We start from the raw sequence: 17,326 nt of genomic DNA, 5'->3' as shown, positions 1-17,326 counted from the left end.
ATAAGACTTCCCATCCAGAAATGGAGTAAGACCCCTTAGAGACTATGAGGTTGATAGGTTGGAGCTGTAAGTGTAGTAATACATGTAGGTGACCAATACTAACGGTTCGAGGGTTTGACCTAAAAAACAAGTGACAATAAATCACTTAAAACGGTTAAATGAAAAATAATTTGATTGTGTTTAGTTTTGTGAGTACAAACAATATAGTGCGTTGTTCACAGCAAACTACGTTGTCAAACGCTATTAAAAAGATGTTGACATGCGTCACGACTTTTGATATACTACTCATGCATTCCTCGATAGCTCAGCGGCAGAGCATTCGGCTGTTAACCGAAGGGTCGTAGGTTCGAACCCTACTCGGGGAGTTTAAAGTCTCATGATTAACTTGAGACTGTTAGGCCCATTGGTCAAGCGGTCAAGACACCGCCCTTTCACGGCGGTAACAGGAGTTCGATTCTCCTATGGGTCATTAGCTTAATAAAGCTATAAAAATCAAGTATTAGCAACTTAATATGCCGACGTGGCTCAATTCATGCGAAGACCGCACTTTGGTCTGAGAGGCAGAGATACTCTGTCAAGTGAGACACATCAAGTATATGACAACTTAATACGCCGACGTGGCTCAATTCATGCGAAGACCGGACTTTGGTCTGAGAGGCAGAGATACTCTGTCAAGTGAGACACATCAAGTATATGACAACTTAATACGCCGACGTGGCTCAATTGGCAGAGCAGCTGACTTGTAATCAGCAGGTTATCGGTTCGAGTCCGATCGTCGGCTTAGATATGGACCCTTAGCTCAGTTGGTTAGAGCATCCGGCTCATAACCGGACGGTCCTGGGTTCGAGTCCCCGAGGGTCCATCTAAAATTATTAAGTCAAAATGTTTGGCCCAGTGGTACAGTTGGTTAGCACGCCGCCCTGTCACGGCGGAGGTCGAGGGTTCGAGTCCCTTCTGGGTCGTTAGTGAATAAATAATATTTAACTATTAGGTCTATTCACTGCAAATATGGTCGCTTAGCTCAGCTGGGAGAGCATCTGCCTTACAAGCAGAGGGTCATAGGTTCGAGCCCTATAGCGACCATGATATGCCCGAGTGGCGGAACTGGCAGACGCACAGGACTTAAAATCCTGCGGGACTTACCTCCCGTACCGGTTCGATTCCGGTCTCGGGCATATTTTTTTTGCTTTTTAAAAGCATAATATTTTTAATGTGCGCATAGCTCAGCTGGATAGAGCGTCTGACTACGGATCAGAAGGCCGAGGGTTCGAATCCTTTTGCGCACGTTTTTTCAATTTTATATAAATATTAAATTTAATATATGTTAATACTATGTGCGCATAGCTCAGCTGGATAGAGCGTCTGACTACGGATCAGAAGGCCGAGGGTTCGAATCCTTTTGCGCACGTTTTTTATTGCTTTAAAGTTAATATGTATATAAAACTAAATATGCCGACGTGGCTCAATTCATGCGAAGACCGTACTTTGGTCGAGAGGCAGAGGTACTCTGCCAAGTGAGACACATCAAGTATATGATAAACTAAATACGCCGACGTGGCTCAATTCATGCGAAGACCGTACTTTGGTCGAGAGGCAGAGGTACTCTGCCAAGTGAGACACATCAAGTATATGATAAACTAAATACGCCGACGTGGCTCAATTGGCAGAGCAGCTGACTTGTAATCAGCAGGTTATCGGTTCGAGTCCGATCGTCGGCTTAATATGGACCCTTAGCTCAGTTGGTTAGAGCATCCGGCTCATAACCGGACGGTCCTGGGTTCGAGTCCCCGAGGGTCCATTTATAAAGAACGTTTCTAAAACTATAAAATTAAGCATAAAAACAAGCTATACTATTAAGCTCAATAGTATAGCTTGTTTTAGAATTTAAAATTATTAGGAGAAGATGGTGAAAAGTATGAAGGGAAATACAATAAGAATATGTTTAATAGCTTGTGTAGCATGTATAGGCGGCAGTATGGTTTATAGTTTACAGCAATATATAACGATGAATTACGTGGTGGCTGCAACAGTTAAAATAGTTTTCTTTAGTGCATTGCCTATTGCGTACTGTACATTAGTAGAACATGTGCCTATAGAAGAAGTCCTCTTTCTTAAAGGGGATATAAAGAAGATTAAAACAGCTGTAATGTTAGGAATAGGCGTGGTAGCAGTGATACTTACAACATACGTTATTATGAAAGCCTATATAGACCTAGATTTAATTGCTAGTGAGCTAATGGCAACATCAAGCATTAATGCCAGAACTTTTCCATTTATTGCAGTGTATATTATTTTTGGCAACTCTTTTCTTGAAGAGTATTTCTTTAGGGGATTTATCTTTTTATCACTGTATAATAAAGGATATGAAAAGTTTGCTTATATTTTTTCTGCGCTGCTTTTTTCAGTATATCATGTAGCCATATTTAAAACTTGGTTTAGTATGCCTATTATGGCTCTTATACTTATAGGACTATTCGGTGGAGGGCTTATTTTTAATTATTTAGATACTAAAACAAATAGCATTCTTAATTCATGGACAGTGCATATATTCGCAGATATAGCTATTATTTTAATTGGTATTAAGATGTTTTATCTATAGCAGATAAGTCTCACTCATATTATAGCAGAGCATAAAGTAAGGCACACTAATCTAGTATGCCTTACTTTTATTATAGCGTCTATTTTTCTTTAAAAGGTGGATCTTGTACATAAATACCGGCAAGCTTTTGAATACCGCGAGGGATAGCGTCTTTAGATGTTTTCCAGTCAGCGTTACTATTTTTATAGTCATATTTATCTATAAACCAAGAAATATCCTTTTCTATTCTTTTTAGATTTTCTTCCATCATGTTAAATAAAATGGGATAAAAGACTTCTTTTTCTTTATTTGAAAATTTTATATCAGAAAGTGTTAATATATCTCCAAAATGAGAAATGCAAAACCCTTTACAATTCATAAAGAGTTGTTTGAAATCTTCGCTATGCGTTAGAAGGTGAAAAAAGGTATCCATATATCTTTTAAAGTTTTTATCAATAGAATCACATACATAACAACTTTTATTTTGATCTTTGATCCAATCACTAAGAGCACTATTGGAAGGTTCTTCTAAAGATCTTGTCTTTTTAAACTTGGACAAGAAGCCAGAATGAGAGGGGGCATAAGTAGCTATTTTTTTCTTCAAACCTTTTTGGAGCTGCACGTAGTGGGTGTGTAGCATAAGTGCCATGCCAAGACGATTGCCATACTCATACATTTTTTTATAATGTTCTTTGCAAAACCCCATATGATCTGTTTTTTCTCTAATATCATCTTCCATATAAGCACAGCCTAGTATAAAAGAAAGGGTATCTTGCTCTAGTTTGCGCTTTATAAAGCAAAAAGGACATTCATCTTCTGCTTTAAAAGCATCTGTTAAAGGAATAGTATAAATCGTATCTTTCATATAAAACTCCCTTCTGCTTATTTTATATTATAGATTCCACATTTTAAACTTTAACTTATTAACGATGTTATTTAATGTGAAATTATTCAGAGAAACAAGATTATAGTAATGAATAAACTCAGGTTTATAGGTTGTTTCTCTATATATTATAACATATTAAGAGTATAAAATATAAAAATTTTCACATTATAACTTTTAAGGCTATCAAATAAAGCAGGGAGTAGGTATAATAAAAATAATATCAAAGAAGTCAAGTGAAAAGGGCGTGTAAACATGAAAAATGTTGTAATGCTGGAGAATGTAGACTATTTTGACATAAGGCAGATCTTGGAAAGCGGACAAGTATTTCGATTTGAAAAAATATCAGACAGTAGTTATTTATTAAATGCAAAAAATAAGATTATCAAAATAATCCAGCAGGAAGACAGTAACAGCGTACTTGTGCACAATACTAATCTTGGTGAACTAGAAGAAATATGGAGTAGATATTTAGACATTACTACAGACTATAAAGATATTGTACAAAAGCTTTCTCAAAAGGATGACTATATGTCACAAGCTATAGCGTTTGGCAGTGGGATAAGAATTCTTAAACAAGACCCTTGGGAGATGCTTATATCTTTTATCTTGTCTCAAAATAAAGCCATTCCGCACATTAAACAATGCATAAGAAATATAGCACAGCAATTTGGCTTACCTATCGATGAATATGATGAATATGGTAAAGCTTATTATACCTTTCCTACACCTGAACAGCTATCTCATGCAAAAGAAGAAGATTTAAGAGCATGTAAGGTTGGTTTTAGAGCACCCTATATTTTAGATGCTTGCCAAAAAGTCTTAAATGGAGAACTTATTTTAAATGACCTTTATCTTCTCTCAGCAGAAGAAGCTAAAGAAAAACTTATGCAAGTAAAAGGTGTAGGCCCTAAGATTGCAGATTGTATATTATTATTCGCTTATTCAAAAACAGAGGTTTTTCCTACAGATGTATGGATTAAAAGAGTAATAGAAGGGATATACTTTAAAGGCAAAGATGTAAATTTATCTGAAATACAAAGCTTTGCAAAAGAGTACTTTGGAGACTTAGCAGGCTATGCACAGCAGTATTTATTTTTTTATGGAAGAGAAAATAATCTTTTTAAATAATAAAATAAAAACGAGTGAAAAAGGCTAAAAACAAAAGAAAATAAAAGAAATTTAATCAAAAGTGATTAAAAAATATTAAAATCGTAAAAAATTACATTTGCATAAATGTAATTTATACCATAATATTATAAATATGATTAGCACTCTATCAAAGTGAGTGCTAACAAAACCACAAAAATTATTTATAACTATATAAAAGGAGGTCTTTCTTAATGAATTTAAAACCATTAGCAGATCGAGTTGTTATCAAACACCTTGAAGCTGAAGAAAAAACAAAATCAGGCATTATCTTAACAGGTACTGCAAAAGAAAAACCACAAGAAGCTGTTGTAGTAGCAGTAGGACCTGGTGGCATTGTAGATGGTGAAAAGGTAGAAATGCAAGTTAAAGTTGGAGATAAAGTGATTTACTCTAAATATGCAGGTACAGATGTAACAGTAGATAAAGAAGAATACGTTATCGTTAAGCAAGGCGATATTTTAGCAATTGTAGAATAATTAAAGGGAGGCAATATAAAAATGGCAAAGCAAATTCGTTTTGGAATAGAAGCTAGAAAATCACTTCAATCAGGAGTAGATCAATTAGCAGATGCAGTAAAAGTAACTTTAGGACCAAAAGGTCGTAATGTTGTATTAGATAAATCATATGGTATACCTCTTATTACAAATGATGGAGTATCTATAGCAAAAGAAATAGAACTCGAAGATCCATTTGAAAATATCGGTGCACAACTTGTAAAAGAAGTTGCAACAAAAACAAATGACGTAGCAGGAGACGGTACAACAACAGCGACAGTACTTGCTCAAGCTATGATCACAGAAGGGCTTAAAAATGTTGCAGCAGGTGCAAATCCAATTATTATTCGTCGTGGTATGCAAGCAGCAACTCTTGTAGCAGTTGATGCTATTAAAGGCATGAGTAAACCTGTAGACAGTAAAAATCATATCGCAAGAGTAGCTGCTATTTCAGCAGGTGATGATGAAGTAGGAAATCTCATTGCTGATGCTATGGAGAAAGTATCTAATGATGGTGTAATCACTGTAGAAGAATCAAAAACAATGATTACTGAGTTAGATGTCGTAGAAGGTATGCAATTTGACAGAGGTTATTTATCTGCTTATATGGTAACAGATACAGAGAAAATGGAAGCTGTTATGGAAAATCCATATATTTTAATTACAGATAAAAAAATCACTAATATTCAAGAAATTTTACCAGTCCTTGAGCAAATTGTTCAAACAGGCGCACGTCTTCTCATTATTGCAGAAGATGTAGAAGGTGAAGCTTTATCTACATTAGTAGTTAATAAACTACGTGGTACATTTAACTGTGTGGCTGTTAAAGCACCAGGCTTTGGAGATAGAAGAAAAGAAATGCTTCAAGATATTGCAACACTTACAGGTGGAACAGTAATATCAGAAGAAGTAGGTCTAGACCTTAAAGAAGCTACGGTAGAACACTTAGGCCGTGCAGCAAGCATCAAAGTAAACAAAGAAAACACAGTTATTATAGATGGTGCTGGAGATAAAGAAGATATCAAAAACAGAGTATCTTTAATTCGTCGTCAAATAGAAGAAACAACATCAGATTTCGATAGAGAAAAACTTCAAGAAAGACTTGCGAAACTTGCAGGTGGTGTGGCAGTGATCAAAGTTGGGGCTGCTACAGAAACTGAAATGAAAGAAAGAAAACTTCGTATAGAGGATGCGCTTGCAGCAACCCGTGCAGCAGTAGAAGAAGGTATTATTGCTGGTGGTGGAAGCACCTATATTCATATTATTAAAGAAGTTGAAAAACTTATTGCTGATAAATCAGGAGACGAAAAAACAGGAGTACGTATCATCTTAAAAGCACTAGAGTCTCCACTTCGTCAAATCGTATCTAATGCAGGTCTTGAACCAGCAGTTATTATCAATAAAGTTAAAGAACTTCAAAAAGGAATGGGCTTTAATGCACTTACAGAAGACTATGTAGATATGATCGAAGGCGGCATTATTGACCCAACTAAAGTTGTAAGAAGTGCTCTTCAAAACGCTACATCAGTAGCAGCTACATTCTTAACAACAGAGTGTATTGTAGCAGATATTAAATCAAATGAACCAGCTATGCCAGCAGGTGGTATGGGCGGCATGGGCGGTATGGGGATGATGTAATTTAACATCAACCATTATTCGCACAAAAATTAATTATATAAATGAAGAGTGTCCACAATACTTTGTGGACACTCTTCATTTATTAAAGATTATATTGGGATAAAAAGTCCAAAGGCCCCAAGCGCCAGTACAATAAAAGCAAAGATCATTCTATAAACTGCAAAAATTTTCATAGGCTTTTTCTTTAGGTAATTTAAGAAGCTATCAATAACAATCAGTGCGACAATAAAAGAAACTACAAATCCAATTGCCAGAGAAGCCCATTCCATTATGGAAAGCTTAGCTCTCATCTCAAGTATATTAAGTAAGCTTTGTCCAAACATGACCGGGATAGCAAGAAAAAATGAATACTCAGCAGCTGCAACGGTTGAGAAGCCAGCTACCCAGCCCCCTATAATAGTAGAAGCTGATCTTGACATACCAGGAATAATAGATAAAACTTGAAATAGTCCTACAACAAGTGCTTGCCAAGGTTTGATAGGTGTATCTGAAAGGGACCGGTTATCATTGATTCGAAGCTTACTCTCGGCATAAATCATCCATATCCCACCTATAAATAAGGCACAGGCTACTACAAGCGGATTAAATAACTTTTCTTTAATGAAGTCATTATATTTGATACCTATTATACCTGCAGGAATACAAGAAATAAGAATCATTGTCCAAAAATAAATACCACTTTTAGCAAGCACAGTTTTTTTGCCAGGAAATAGATTTTGTATTGTATCTATTATTTTGGCACGATACAATACAACGACAGCAAGAATAGCACCAAGCTGGATGACCATATTAAACATATCCACATAATCTTTATCGGCATTGTTATAAAATTTAAGTAAATTAGAAAAAATAATAAGATGGCCCGTAGAAGATACAGGCAGAAATTCTGTTATACCTTCGATTACACCAAGAACTGCAGCTTTTAAAGCGAAAAGTAAATCCAAAATCATATCCTCCTCACGAATAATACATTTTTTAGCAGACTAGCTTATTATCAGTTTATGAAAACAAGCTATATATTTATTACTTTATTATAACACTGAATTAGAAATATAAAATAAAATCGAATAAATGTTGAAAAAACAACAGTTTTATAGTATTTTTAATATAAGTGAGATTATAAAATCTAGAGGAGCAGAGAGGAAAGTATTATGGCAGAAATTTTTAAGGAATACCTTGTTAAACAAACTAAATCAAATATGGATAATTTGGCTCAGACAGGAATTGTACTAGGAGCAGTCATTATTGCTGGCGCAGCATTTTTATTCGGAGGACAATTGATAGGGCCTATTCTTATTTTAGGTGTTTTATTTGGAGCAGCAGCCTTATTTAGCAAGTTTAATAAGGAGTATGAATATATCTTAACAAATAATGAGTTGGATATAGATGTAATCTTTAACCGGTCAAAACGCAAAAGAGTGCTTACTATTAATATGAAAGCTATAGAAATTATGGCGAGTATTCATGATGACAGGCGTAAATCAGAGCTCCAAAAAGGGAATAAGGTTATTAATGCAAGTGATGGTAAAAATGGGGCAAATACTTATGCTATTATCACCTCAAAAGACGGTACACTGTATAAAATACTTATTACACCTAATGAAGCTTTTCTAAATGAACTGCATAAACAGGCACCTCATAAGGTGTTTAAAAAAATATAAGCTATAAGTTTTTTATAGCTTATATTTTTTTACAGGTTTTAAATATAAAAGAGTTAAGAAAAATACAAAATAAACAATTATTTTAAGGATTAGTAAGATATCTTGACAACATATAAAGAGATATGGTAAAGTGTACAAAAACTCATATTTATGTTTAAATGTTCGGTTTTACGCCACTCTAAATAATCAACATATCTCCAGGAGGCTAACACATGTCAAAGATATTAAAAGAAGGTATCACATTTGACGATATCTTACTTGTACCTAATTATTCCAACATATTACCAAAGGACGTTACTTTAAACACAAAGCTTACAAAAAACATTACTATTAATATTCCTCTTATGAGTGCAGGCATGGATACAGTAACAGAAGCAACTATGGCTGTTGCAATAGCACGTCAGGGCGGTATTGGCATTATCCATAAGAACATGTCTATTAAAGAGCAAGCCGATGAAGTAGACAAAGTAAAACGTTCAGAAAATGGTGTTATAACAGACCCATTCTTTTTATCTCCAGAGCATTTTGTGTATGAAGCTAATGAACTTATGGCAAAATACAGGATATCCGGAGTCCCTATCACAGAAGGTTCTAAATTAGTAGGTATTTTAACAAATCGTGATCTTCGTTTTGAGACCAATCATAATCGTAAAATTAAAGAAGTGATGACAAGCAAAAACCTTATTACAGCACCAGAAGGAACTGATCTTCTTCAAGCTAAACAAATTTTAGCTGATCATCGTATTGAAAAACTGCCTATTGTAGATAGTGAAGGTAATCTAAAGGGATTAATTACGATTAAAGATATAGAAAAGGCAATTATGTATCCTCACTCAGCAAAAGATTCTCAGGGAAGACTTTTAGCAGGGGCAGCAGTAGGCGTTACTGGAGATGTATTAGAACGCGTAGACGCACTTGTAGCAGCCAAGGTCGATGTCGTTACAGTAGATACGGCTCATGGCCATTCACAAGGCGTTATGGATACAGTTAGAAGTATCAAGGCAAAATATCCGCAGCTTCAAGTTATAGCCGGGAATGTAGCGACAGCAGAAGCAACACTAGCACTTATTGATGCGGGGGCAGATGCTGTTAAGGTAGGGATTGGACCAGGTTCTATTTGTACAACCCGTGTTGTAGCTGGAGTTGGAGTACCACAGATCACAGCAGTAGAAGACTGTGCAAAGGTAGCAAGACCTTATGGCGTGCCTATTATAGCAGATGGTGGTATTAAATATTCAGGCGATATAGTAAAAGCAATTGGTGTAGGAGCAAGTGTCTGTATGATGGGTTCTATGCTTGCTGGATGTGAAGAAAGCCCAGGAGAAATTGAGCTTTATCAAGGCAGAAAATATAAGGTTTATAGAGGTATGGGCTCTATAGCAGCTATGGAAAAAGGAAGTAAAGACAGATATTTCCAAAATGATGCCAAAAAACTCGTTCCAGAAGGTGTAGAGGGACGTGTTGCTTATAGAGGCTATTTATCAGATACGATTTTTCAGCTTATCGGAGGACTTCGTGCAGGTATGGGCTATGCAGGTTCAGCAAGTATTGAAGAGCTTCAGGAAAAAGCAACTTTCGTTAAAATTACAAGTGCAGGACTTAAAGAAAGTCATCCTCATGATATTCATATTACAAAAGAAGCACCAAACTACAGTATAGAATACTAATTAAAGGAGATTACAAGCATGGAACATGAACTGGTTATAGTTCTTGACTTTGGTGGACAGTACAATCAGCTTATTGCAAGACGTGTTAGAGAAAGTAATGTATATTGTGAAGTACATCCTTATAATATTGGTTTAGATAAAATTAAAGAAATGAATCCAAAAGGTATTATTTTTACAGGTGGGCCGAATAGTGTATATGGTGAAGAATCACCTCTTTGTGATAAAGGAATTTTTGAATTAGGGATTCCAATACTGGGGATTTGTTATGGTTCTCAGCTTATGGCACACCTTTTAGAGGGAAAAGTAGTAACAGCACCAGTAAGTGAGTATGGTAAAACAGAAGTTAACGTCAATACTGGGTCGAAATTATTTGAAGGCATATCACCTTCTACAATTTGTTGGATGAGTCATACAGATTATATCGAAACAGCACCAGAAAACTTTATAGTTACAGCGCATACACCAGTATGTCCAGTGGCTGGCATGGAGTATGTGGAAAAAGGACTTTATGCAGTTCAATTCCATCCAGAAGTTATGCATACACAAGAAGGCATGAAGATGCTTTCAAACTTTGTGCATAACGTTTGCGAATGCAAAGGTGACTGGAAAATGGATTCTTTTGTAGAAACAAGCATCGAAGCACTTCGTGAGAAAATAGGTAGCGGAAAAGTATTATGTGCGCTATCAGGAGGAGTAGACTCTTCAGTAGCTGCTGTTATGCTCTCTAAGGCTATTGGTAAACAGCTTACTTGCGTATTTGTAGATCATGGGTTACTTAGAAAAGATGAAGGTGATGAAGTAGAAGCTGTATTTGGGCCAAAAGGACATTATGACCTTAACTTTATCCGTGTCAATGCACAAGATAGATTCTATGAAAAATTAAAAGGCATTGAAGAACCAGAGGCTAAAAGAAAAATCATTGGTGAAGAGTTTATTCGTGTATTCGAAGAAGAGGCTAAGAAAATTGGTTCTGTTGATTTCTTAGTTCAAGGAACAATTTATCCAGATGTGATTGAAAGTGGTCTTGGTAAATCAGCAGTGATTAAGTCACACCACAATGTAGGCGGACTTCCAGATTGTGTAGACTTTAAAGAAATTATTGAGCCATTACGTCTGTTATTTAAAGACGAAGTACGTAGAGCCGGCTTGGAACTCGGTATTCCGGAATACCTTGTATTTAGACAACCTTTCCCAGGTCCAGGTCTTGGTATTAGAATCATCGGTGATGTTACACCAGAAAAAGTAAAAATTGTACAAGAAGCAGATTTTATTTATCGTGAAGAGATCTCAAAAGCAGGCATCGCAAAAGAGATTGGTCAGTACTTTGCAGCCCTTACTAATATGCGTTCAGTAGGTGTCATGGGGGATGAAAGAACTTATGACTATGCTATTGCACTTCGTGCCGTAACCACAAGCGACTTCATGACAGCAGAATCAGCAGAGCTTCCATGGGAAGTCCTTGGCAAAGTAACAACTAGAATTGTAAATGAAGTAAAAGGGGTTAACCGTGTTATGTATGACTGCACAGGAAAACCACCGGCAACTATTGAGTTTGAATAGAATGAATTGGTATAAATAAATTAAAGTGGCTATGACTTTATGAGGGATAAGGTTGTAGTCACTTTTGTATATGGAAAGATAATCTAGATTTGCAGAAGAAATAATATATTACAAACAACTTCTAGGAGAAAATATGAGATTAGATAAATTTTTAGCAGAGGCATCAGTGGGAACGAGGAAAACCGTTCGAACCTATGTAAAAGAAGGTAAGGTAATCGTTAATGATCAAGTGATAGTGGAACCGGCAGTGCAAATTGACCCAATTGCTGATGTTGTAAAATATCTTAGCAAAGAGGTTATTCATACAGGAAAATTGTATTATATGTTTCATAAACCTGCAGGGTGTATTACTGCAAGAAAAGATGCAAAAAGTAAAACGGTACTAGATTATTTTGAAAATGTTAACATAAATGGTCTGTTTCCTGTCGGAAGGTTAGATAAAGATACAGAAGGATTATTGTTTTTGACTAATGATGGAGACTTTAATCATCAGTTAATGTGCCCAGAAAAGCATGTTGAAAAAAAGTACTTTTTTTGGGCATTTGGTGCGTTACACTCCGAAGATAAGAAACGATTGGAGACAGGAATTTGTATTGGAGAAGATGAAACACTGACAAAGCCCGCAAAGATTGAAGTATTAAAAGAAGGGATGTATCATGAACTTAAAAATGAAATGGACATTGGAAAATTTATAAATAAGAAGAAAAATCTTTATGAGCAGTCTGTTATCTCCGGATATCTTACAATTTCAGAAGGGCGTAAACATCAAGTAAAGCGTATGTTAAAGGCTGTGGGGTGTTATGTAGTTTACCTAAAGAGAATTTCTATTGGTGGGATAATGTTAGACAAATCACTTGAAAAGGGGGAGTATAGAGTAGTGACAGAACAAGAAATACAGAAGTTAATAGAAAATCAAGGCTGCATCGGGTCGTGGCAAGATGAAGAGGCAGGAATAAATCGTAACTAAGACAGTATTATTTTTATATTGTAAAAAATAAGTTTATACAATATACTAAAATTAAATTAAATGATAAAATTAGGAGGTAAAATCAATGAAAAAAGCAATTAAAGTAAAAAATATTGATAATATACAAAAGATAAATCAAGTTGTAAGTAAGTATCCATATGATATATGGATTCATAGTAAAAGTGGAATGGTAGATGCAAAATCAATTCTCGGTATTTTTGCACTTAGTTTAAATGAAGAATTATTTCTTGTAACTGATGATGATGTGGATGCAAAAGGTTTATACAGTGAACTGGCAGAATATATGGATGTAGAATAGCAAATCGAATTTCAGAAGTATATATAAATATAAAAGTGGCTATAGCTTTGTAAAAATCAAAGTTATAGCCACTTTTATATTTTATGTATAGTATATGCATGTTAAACTATATTGACAAAAAAAATATATCGTCACATAATTAATAGTAGAATTTATATAAAGTATCCAAATATAATAGAAGTACAAAAAAAATTGATAGTATTTTATATAATAAACAGATACCTGTAAAAGATAAAACAAACTATTATTACAATTTTAATGATCTATAAATAGCCATTTATTCCAAGGGGTTAAAAAGACAGAAGTTCTATATTTAGATGTCTAGGGGGATAGAGATGAGAAAGATATTGCATATGCAAAGGATAATATTTCTAATGTTAGGGTGTGGAGGGCTGTTGATGCTCTCAGGGTGTCAAGGTGAAAACAGTAGGCTGGATCAACAGCTGAAAGATGAACGAACCGTTGTTTTAGGATTTGCACAAGTTGGGGCAGAAAGTTCATGGCGGTTAAGTAATACCCAATCCATTAAGGAAGCAGCATCTGCTGAAGGGATGCAGCTTATGTATATCAATGCTGAACAGAAGCAAGACAATCAAATTAAAGCAATAAGATCTTTCATTGCTTATCAAGTTGATGCAATATTACTTTCCCCTGTTATAGAAACAGGTTGGGAAAATGTACTTAATGAAGCGAAGCTTGCCGATATTCCAGTTATATTAACAGACAGGGAAATTAAGACCGAACAGCCAGATCTCTATAGATGTTTTGTAGGCTCTGATTTTCATAAAGAAGGGAAAATGGCAGGAGAATTTCTGAAAAAAAAATTTAAAGGATATAAAGAGGAGATTAATATTGTTGAGCTTTATGGGACGATAGGCTCTTCACCAGCTGAAGGAAGAAGCAGAGGCTTTAAAGAAGTCATTAAAGAAAATCCTAACTTTAGAGTTATATGCAGCCGCAGCGGAGATTTTATGCATTCTAAAGGGAAAGAAATTATGAAAGACATATTAGATGAGTATCAAGACATTGATGTTCTTTACTCACATAATGATTCGATGACACTAGGCGCTATAGAAGCCATGGAAGAAGTGGGGATTAGACCGGGCAAAGATATTATTATCATTACGATAGATGGGGAACAAAAAATTATTGATGCATTAAAGCAAGGAAAGGTTAATTGTGTCATAGAGTGTAATCCAAAACTTGGAGATACCATTGTTGATCTTACTAAAAGGCTCTTAAAAGGAGAAAATATCCCACGGACTGTTTTTGTAGAAGATATGGTATTTACAGAATGGGATGACTTATCTCTTATTGCGCCAAGAGGCTATTGACTATGAGAAAAAAAATAGATAGAATACGTCCTAAAAGTATTAAACAAAGGTTGAGAAGCTCTTATTTTATTATTATTGTGATGCTTATCAGCCCTTGTATTTTCAGCTGGATTTTTTTAAATGTATTAACCAATAAATATAATCGTCTTATTACCAATATAGAAGAAGCCAATAGGCTTAATATTATTGTAAAAAGCGATATACCAAGTGAAATGTGGAGTATTGTAGTAGGTCATAAGCTATTTGATGAGAGCAATCAATACGTAATGATTGGGCGGATTGATCATGCACTGAGTAACTTAGTCAATCGAACCAATGACAAAAAAGGCAAGCAGCTTATAGAAGTAGCCCAAAGGGCGATGATGACACTGACAGCCTATGTAGATAAAATAGGGGTTCAAATAAATACGCAGGAGAGAGTGGCAGAAAGTGAAAAGACTCTAGAAGAGATTAGGGGAGTATCCGTTTTAGTCTCTGAGGTGTTACAGGAATTTATTCGGGTAGAAATTGAAGATATAGGCAGGGTCAATCAGTCTATTCAAAGAATTACCTTAGTCAGTACACTGCTGGTTGCTACTATTTGTGCACTTGTCATAGGATTTGCTGTCATTGGCTTTAAGTCAGTTAATTATAAAATTGGTTTTCCGATTTTGAAATTAGAGTATATGGCTAGACAAATCGCTGAAGGAGATTTATCTGTAAGGGCAGAGGAGCCAGAGGTGGAAGAATTAAAAGATCTTACACACAGTCTAAATATTATGGCTGAAAGAATCAAGGTCTTAATAGATTGCAGTATAGAAGAACAGCGGAAAGTACAAAAAGCTGAGATGAAGGCACTGCAGGCTCAGATTACGCCCCACTTTTTATATAATACATTTGATACTATTGTTTGGTTTGCTGAACAAAAAAGGCATCAGGAAGTTATTAGGATTACGCTGGCATTTACAAATTTTTTCAGGATTTCTTTAAGTAAAGGAAAAGATTGGATTACCACTGCCCAAGAAATAGAACATGTACGCAACTATCTTATTATTCAATCCATACGATATGGCGATATTTTAGATTATAGTATTGAGATTGACCCTCATTTGAACGATGTACCTATGCTTAAATTATTGTTGCAGCCCTTAGTGGAAAATGCTATTTATCATGGTATAAAAAATAAGCGAGGGCTTGGATTCATTCATATTAAAGGTTGGCAAGAGGGGAAATGGAGCTGTTTTTGTGTTGAAGATAATGGTATAGGCATTCTACCAGAAAAATTAGAAAGCTTAAGAGAAATGCTGAGGCAGGATGATGTGCTTCCAGATATGGGCTTTGGTATTTATAATGTACATAGAAGAATACGTTTATACTATGAAGGGACAGTTGGCTTATGGATTAACAGTGAGTATGGAGAAGGGACTCAAATAACATTTAAACTTCCAATCACCAAGGGGGATAGACATGTATAAAGTGTTTGTTGTAGAAGATGAGTTTGTGATTCGAGAAGGTATAAGGAATATGATGCAATATCATAACCGTAATTATACTTTATGTGGAGAAGCAGGAGATGGCGAAATGGCCCTTGCTATGATAGAAGAGGTGCGCCCTGATATTTTAATAACAGATATTAAAATGCCTTTTATGGATGGTTTAGCATTATCAAAGATTATCAAAGAGACAATGCCTTGGATTAGAATCGTTATTTTAAGCGGATACGATGAATTTGATTTTGCAAGAGATGCAATATCTATAGGGGTAGAAGAATATTTGCTTAAGCCTGTAGGGGCCGCAGAATTATTTGGTGTACTGGATAAAATTGTTTTAAGGCTTGAAGAAGAGAAAAAACAGCGCAGTGATCATGAAGCCCTGCAAAAAGAGTTCAGCTCATCAGCTCAAACTCTCAGAAACCAGTTTTTTGACAAATTGGTTATGGGGGCTTTAAGTACAGCAGATGCACTTGCGGAGGCTAAAAAAGTAAAGATAGATTTAATTTCAAAGTATTATTTAGTATTGAATGTGGAGATAGATGCTAATGGAACGGATTACAAAGATTTATCAGAGGCAAAGAGAGAGCTTGGCAAGCTGATTAAAAATAGAAAAGATGTTATTTCTTTTTTTAGAAATGAGGATAACTTTCTTCTTCTTCTAAAAGGAACTGCTGAAGAAAATATTGAGAGAGAAGTCTATAAACTTGCTGATGAGCTGAGGCGCGAATATGCCATTAAAACCGAAGCGGTTTTAACGATTGGAATAGGCTCCATAGCAGATAGAATAGGGGGAATATCTCATTCGTTTCTTGACTCTAAAAAGGCTATTAAATTTTTAAACCGCTTTAAGCAAGGGGAGATTATCAGTATTAAGGATATTGAAAGAGAGCCGGCCATAACACGTTTTATGATAGAAGAATACAATACTGTTGATGAAAAGCTTAAGTATGCAACAAGACAAGATATTCCTCAGATGATACGTTATTACACACAAGATATTGATTATTCCAATACAAAAAGCTTGCTCTTTACTTATTACATACTTATGGATATAGTTGTTGCATCATCTCGGCTTATTACAGAACTAGGGGGAGAAACCCGTAAGGTTATTCCAGAGATAGACAATCCCACCCTGTTATTTGATATAGCTTCTTCAGAAAAAGGGCTTACGGCATTTATTGAAGACCTTTTAGAGAGGGTTATTGATTTTAGGGATTCGACTCAGACTATGCGTTATGGCAACGTTATAAGAAAGGCAAGACAGTATATTAATGAGCATTATGCAAGTGCCGGCATTTCTTTAAATACAGTGGCAGCAGAAGTTGCACTGAGCCCTAACCATTTTAGTACTGTTTTTTCACAAGAAACAGGAGAAACATTTATCGAATATCTTACCCGTATTAGAATTGAAAGAGCAAAGCATTTATTAACAGCTACAACAATGCGTTCAGCAGACATAGCATTAGCTGTTGGCTATAATGAACCGCACTATTTCAGTTACTTATTTAAAAAAAATGTAGGAATGAGTGCCAGAGAATATAGAATCTCACAACATAAGATTATAGGGTAAAAATTTACTATTAATCAAATAGGTAACTTTA

Annotated in this window: 14 protein-coding genes, 11 tRNA genes and 1 rRNA gene; 24 read left to right on the top strand and 2 right to left on the bottom strand. The window is 35.3% G+C overall.

Features of this window, described 5'->3' with window-relative positions:
• The 13 genes from BN3326_RS16280 to BN3326_RS16220 all read left to right on the top strand — a co-directional run.
• Positions 1–122 (top strand): 23S ribosomal RNA (locus tag BN3326_RS16280); the annotation flags it as partial.
• Positions 123–293: 171 nt separating this feature from the next.
• Positions 294–365 (top strand) — tRNA-Asn (locus BN3326_RS16275).
• A gap of 32 nt (positions 366–397) precedes the next feature.
• Positions 398–469, top strand: a tRNA-Glu gene (locus tag BN3326_RS16270).
• Between the two features lie 239 nt (positions 470–708).
• Positions 709–781: transfer RNA gene (locus tag BN3326_RS16265), tRNA-Thr, on the top strand.
• A 7-nt stretch (positions 782–788) separates the two neighbouring features.
• Positions 789–862 (top strand) — tRNA-Ile (locus tag BN3326_RS16260).
• Between the two features lie 26 nt (positions 863–888).
• Positions 889–962 (top strand) — tRNA-Asp (locus BN3326_RS16255).
• Between the two features lie 48 nt (positions 963–1,010).
• Positions 1,011–1,083 (top strand) — tRNA-Val (locus BN3326_RS16250).
• Positions 1,084–1,089: 6 nt separating this feature from the next.
• Positions 1,090–1,175, top strand: a tRNA-Leu gene (locus tag BN3326_RS16245).
• 37 nt (positions 1,176–1,212) lie between these two features.
• A tRNA-Arg gene (locus BN3326_RS16240) sits at positions 1,213–1,286 on the top strand.
• A gap of 48 nt (positions 1,287–1,334) precedes the next feature.
• Positions 1,335–1,408: transfer RNA gene (locus BN3326_RS16235), tRNA-Arg, on the top strand.
• Positions 1,409–1,645: 237 nt separating this feature from the next.
• Positions 1,646–1,718 (top strand) — tRNA-Thr (locus tag BN3326_RS16230).
• 6 nt (positions 1,719–1,724) lie between these two features.
• Positions 1,725–1,798: transfer RNA gene (locus BN3326_RS16225), tRNA-Ile, on the top strand.
• Positions 1,799–1,915: 117 nt separating this feature from the next.
• Entirely contained in the window at positions 1,916–2,599 is a 684-nt protein-coding gene (locus BN3326_RS16220; protein ID WP_074463619.1) for a CPBP family intramembrane glutamic endopeptidase, read from the top strand.
• A gap of 79 nt (positions 2,600–2,678) precedes the next feature.
• Here the strand turns inward: BN3326_RS16220 and BN3326_RS16215 are convergent, their stop codons facing one another.
• A complete protein-coding gene (locus tag BN3326_RS16215) occupies positions 2,679–3,443 on the bottom strand; it encodes a DUF6062 family protein (RefSeq protein WP_070000313.1) in 765 nt (254 codons plus the stop codon).
• 273 nt (positions 3,444–3,716) lie between these two features.
• Between BN3326_RS16215 and BN3326_RS16210 the strand changes: the two genes are divergently transcribed.
• The 3 genes from BN3326_RS16210 (at position 3,717) to groL (ending at position 6,745) form a co-directional block, all read left to right on the top strand.
• Positions 3,717–4,592, top strand: a complete 876-nt coding sequence (locus BN3326_RS16210) for a DNA-3-methyladenine glycosylase family protein (protein WP_070000312.1) — start codon at positions 3,717–3,719, stop codon at positions 4,590–4,592.
• A 212-nt stretch (positions 4,593–4,804) separates the two neighbouring features.
• The gene (locus BN3326_RS16205; protein WP_070000311.1) at positions 4,805–5,089 is read left to right on the top strand and encodes a co-chaperone GroES; all 285 of its coding nucleotides are present in this window, start codon (positions 4,805–4,807) and stop codon (positions 5,087–5,089) included.
• A gap of 21 nt (positions 5,090–5,110) precedes the next feature.
• Positions 5,111–6,745 (top strand): chaperonin GroEL, encoded by a 1,635-nt coding sequence (gene groL / locus BN3326_RS16200; protein ID WP_070000310.1) that lies wholly within the window; start codon positions 5,111–5,113, stop codon positions 6,743–6,745.
• Between the two features lie 89 nt (positions 6,746–6,834).
• Here the strand turns inward: groL and BN3326_RS16195 are convergent, their stop codons facing one another.
• Positions 6,835–7,689 carry an undecaprenyl-diphosphate phosphatase gene (locus tag BN3326_RS16195; protein ID WP_171903850.1) on the bottom strand — a complete coding sequence of 285 codons (855 nt, stop codon included), beginning with the start codon at positions 7,687–7,689 and terminating at the stop codon, positions 6,835–6,837.
• A 207-nt stretch (positions 7,690–7,896) separates the two neighbouring features.
• On the opposite strand from BN3326_RS16195, the gene BN3326_RS16190 reads away from it, so the two are divergent.
• The 8 genes from BN3326_RS16190 to BN3326_RS16155 all read left to right on the top strand — a co-directional run bounded on the left by BN3326_RS16190 (position 7,897) and on the right by BN3326_RS16155 (position 17,295).
• Positions 7,897–8,406, top strand: a complete 510-nt coding sequence (locus BN3326_RS16190; protein ID WP_070000308.1) for a DUF6106 family protein — start codon at positions 7,897–7,899, stop codon at positions 8,404–8,406.
• A gap of 212 nt (positions 8,407–8,618) precedes the next feature.
• Positions 8,619–10,073 carry an IMP dehydrogenase gene (gene guaB, locus BN3326_RS16185; RefSeq protein WP_070000307.1) on the top strand — a complete coding sequence of 485 codons (1,455 nt, stop codon included), beginning with the start codon at positions 8,619–8,621 and terminating at the stop codon, positions 10,071–10,073.
• Between the two features lie 18 nt (positions 10,074–10,091).
• A complete protein-coding gene (gene guaA / locus BN3326_RS16180) occupies positions 10,092–11,633 on the top strand; it encodes a glutamine-hydrolyzing GMP synthase (RefSeq protein WP_070000306.1) in 1,542 nt (513 codons plus the stop codon).
• 133 nt (positions 11,634–11,766) lie between these two features.
• A complete protein-coding gene (locus BN3326_RS16175; protein ID WP_070000305.1) occupies positions 11,767–12,600 on the top strand; it encodes a pseudouridine synthase in 834 nt (277 codons plus the stop codon).
• An 85-nt stretch (positions 12,601–12,685) separates the two neighbouring features.
• Positions 12,686–12,919 (top strand): HPr family phosphocarrier protein, encoded by a 234-nt coding sequence (locus BN3326_RS16170; protein WP_070000304.1) that lies wholly within the window; start codon positions 12,686–12,688, stop codon positions 12,917–12,919.
• Between the two features lie 335 nt (positions 12,920–13,254).
• On the top strand, positions 13,255–14,253 hold the full coding sequence (locus BN3326_RS16165; protein ID WP_207646361.1) for an ABC transporter substrate-binding protein: 999 nt from the start codon (positions 13,255–13,257) through the stop codon (positions 14,251–14,253).
• Between the two features lie 2 nt (positions 14,254–14,255).
• On the top strand, positions 14,256–15,707 hold the full coding sequence (locus tag BN3326_RS16160) for a sensor histidine kinase (RefSeq protein ID WP_070000303.1): 1,452 nt from the start codon (positions 14,256–14,258) through the stop codon (positions 15,705–15,707).
• Positions 15,700–17,295, top strand: a complete 1,596-nt coding sequence (locus BN3326_RS16155; protein ID WP_070000302.1) for a response regulator — start codon at positions 15,700–15,702, stop codon at positions 17,293–17,295. The genes BN3326_RS16160 and BN3326_RS16155 overlap by 8 nt, the downstream gene beginning before the upstream one ends.
• The last annotated feature ends 31 nt before the right edge of the window (positions 17,296–17,326 follow it).

The organism is Cellulosilyticum sp. I15G10I2 (assembly GCF_900095725.1).
Lineage (GTDB): Bacteria > Bacillota > Clostridia > Lachnospirales > Cellulosilyticaceae > FMMP01.
The sequence above is the reverse complement of the archived record's forward strand: the minus strand, read 5'-3'. Positions and strand labels throughout refer to the sequence as shown.

What these genes read in the sequence shown, in the direction of transcription:
- BN3326_RS16215 (WP_070000313.1), bottom strand. Translation starts at nt 3,443, where the DNA reads ATGAAAGATACGATTTATACTATTCCTTTAACAGATGCTTTTAAAGCA.
- BN3326_RS16190 (WP_070000308.1), top strand. Translation starts at nt 7,897, where the DNA reads ATGGCAGAAATTTTTAAGGAATACCTTGTTAAACAAACTAAATCAAAT.
- BN3326_RS16175 (WP_070000305.1), top strand. Translation starts at nt 11,767, where the DNA reads ATGAGATTAGATAAATTTTTAGCAGAGGCATCAGTGGGAACGAGGAAA.
- BN3326_RS16205 (WP_070000311.1), top strand. Translation starts at nt 4,805, where the DNA reads ATGAATTTAAAACCATTAGCAGATCGAGTTGTTATCAAACACCTTGAA.
- BN3326_RS16220 (WP_074463619.1), top strand. Translation starts at nt 1,916, where the DNA reads ATGAAGGGAAATACAATAAGAATATGTTTAATAGCTTGTGTAGCATGT.
- BN3326_RS16165 (WP_207646361.1), top strand. Translation starts at nt 13,255, where the DNA reads ATGAGAAAGATATTGCATATGCAAAGGATAATATTTCTAATGTTAGGG.
- guaA (WP_070000306.1), top strand. Translation starts at nt 10,092, where the DNA reads ATGGAACATGAACTGGTTATAGTTCTTGACTTTGGTGGACAGTACAAT.
- BN3326_RS16170 (WP_070000304.1), top strand. Translation starts at nt 12,686, where the DNA reads ATGAAAAAAGCAATTAAAGTAAAAAATATTGATAATATACAAAAGATA.
- BN3326_RS16160 (WP_070000303.1), top strand. Translation starts at nt 14,256, where the DNA reads ATGAGAAAAAAAATAGATAGAATACGTCCTAAAAGTATTAAACAAAGG.
- BN3326_RS16155 (WP_070000302.1), top strand. Translation starts at nt 15,700, where the DNA reads ATGTATAAAGTGTTTGTTGTAGAAGATGAGTTTGTGATTCGAGAAGGT.
- BN3326_RS16210 (WP_070000312.1), top strand. Translation starts at nt 3,717, where the DNA reads ATGAAAAATGTTGTAATGCTGGAGAATGTAGACTATTTTGACATAAGG.
- guaB (WP_070000307.1), top strand. Translation starts at nt 8,619, where the DNA reads ATGTCAAAGATATTAAAAGAAGGTATCACATTTGACGATATCTTACTT.
- groL (WP_070000310.1), top strand. Translation starts at nt 5,111, where the DNA reads ATGGCAAAGCAAATTCGTTTTGGAATAGAAGCTAGAAAATCACTTCAA.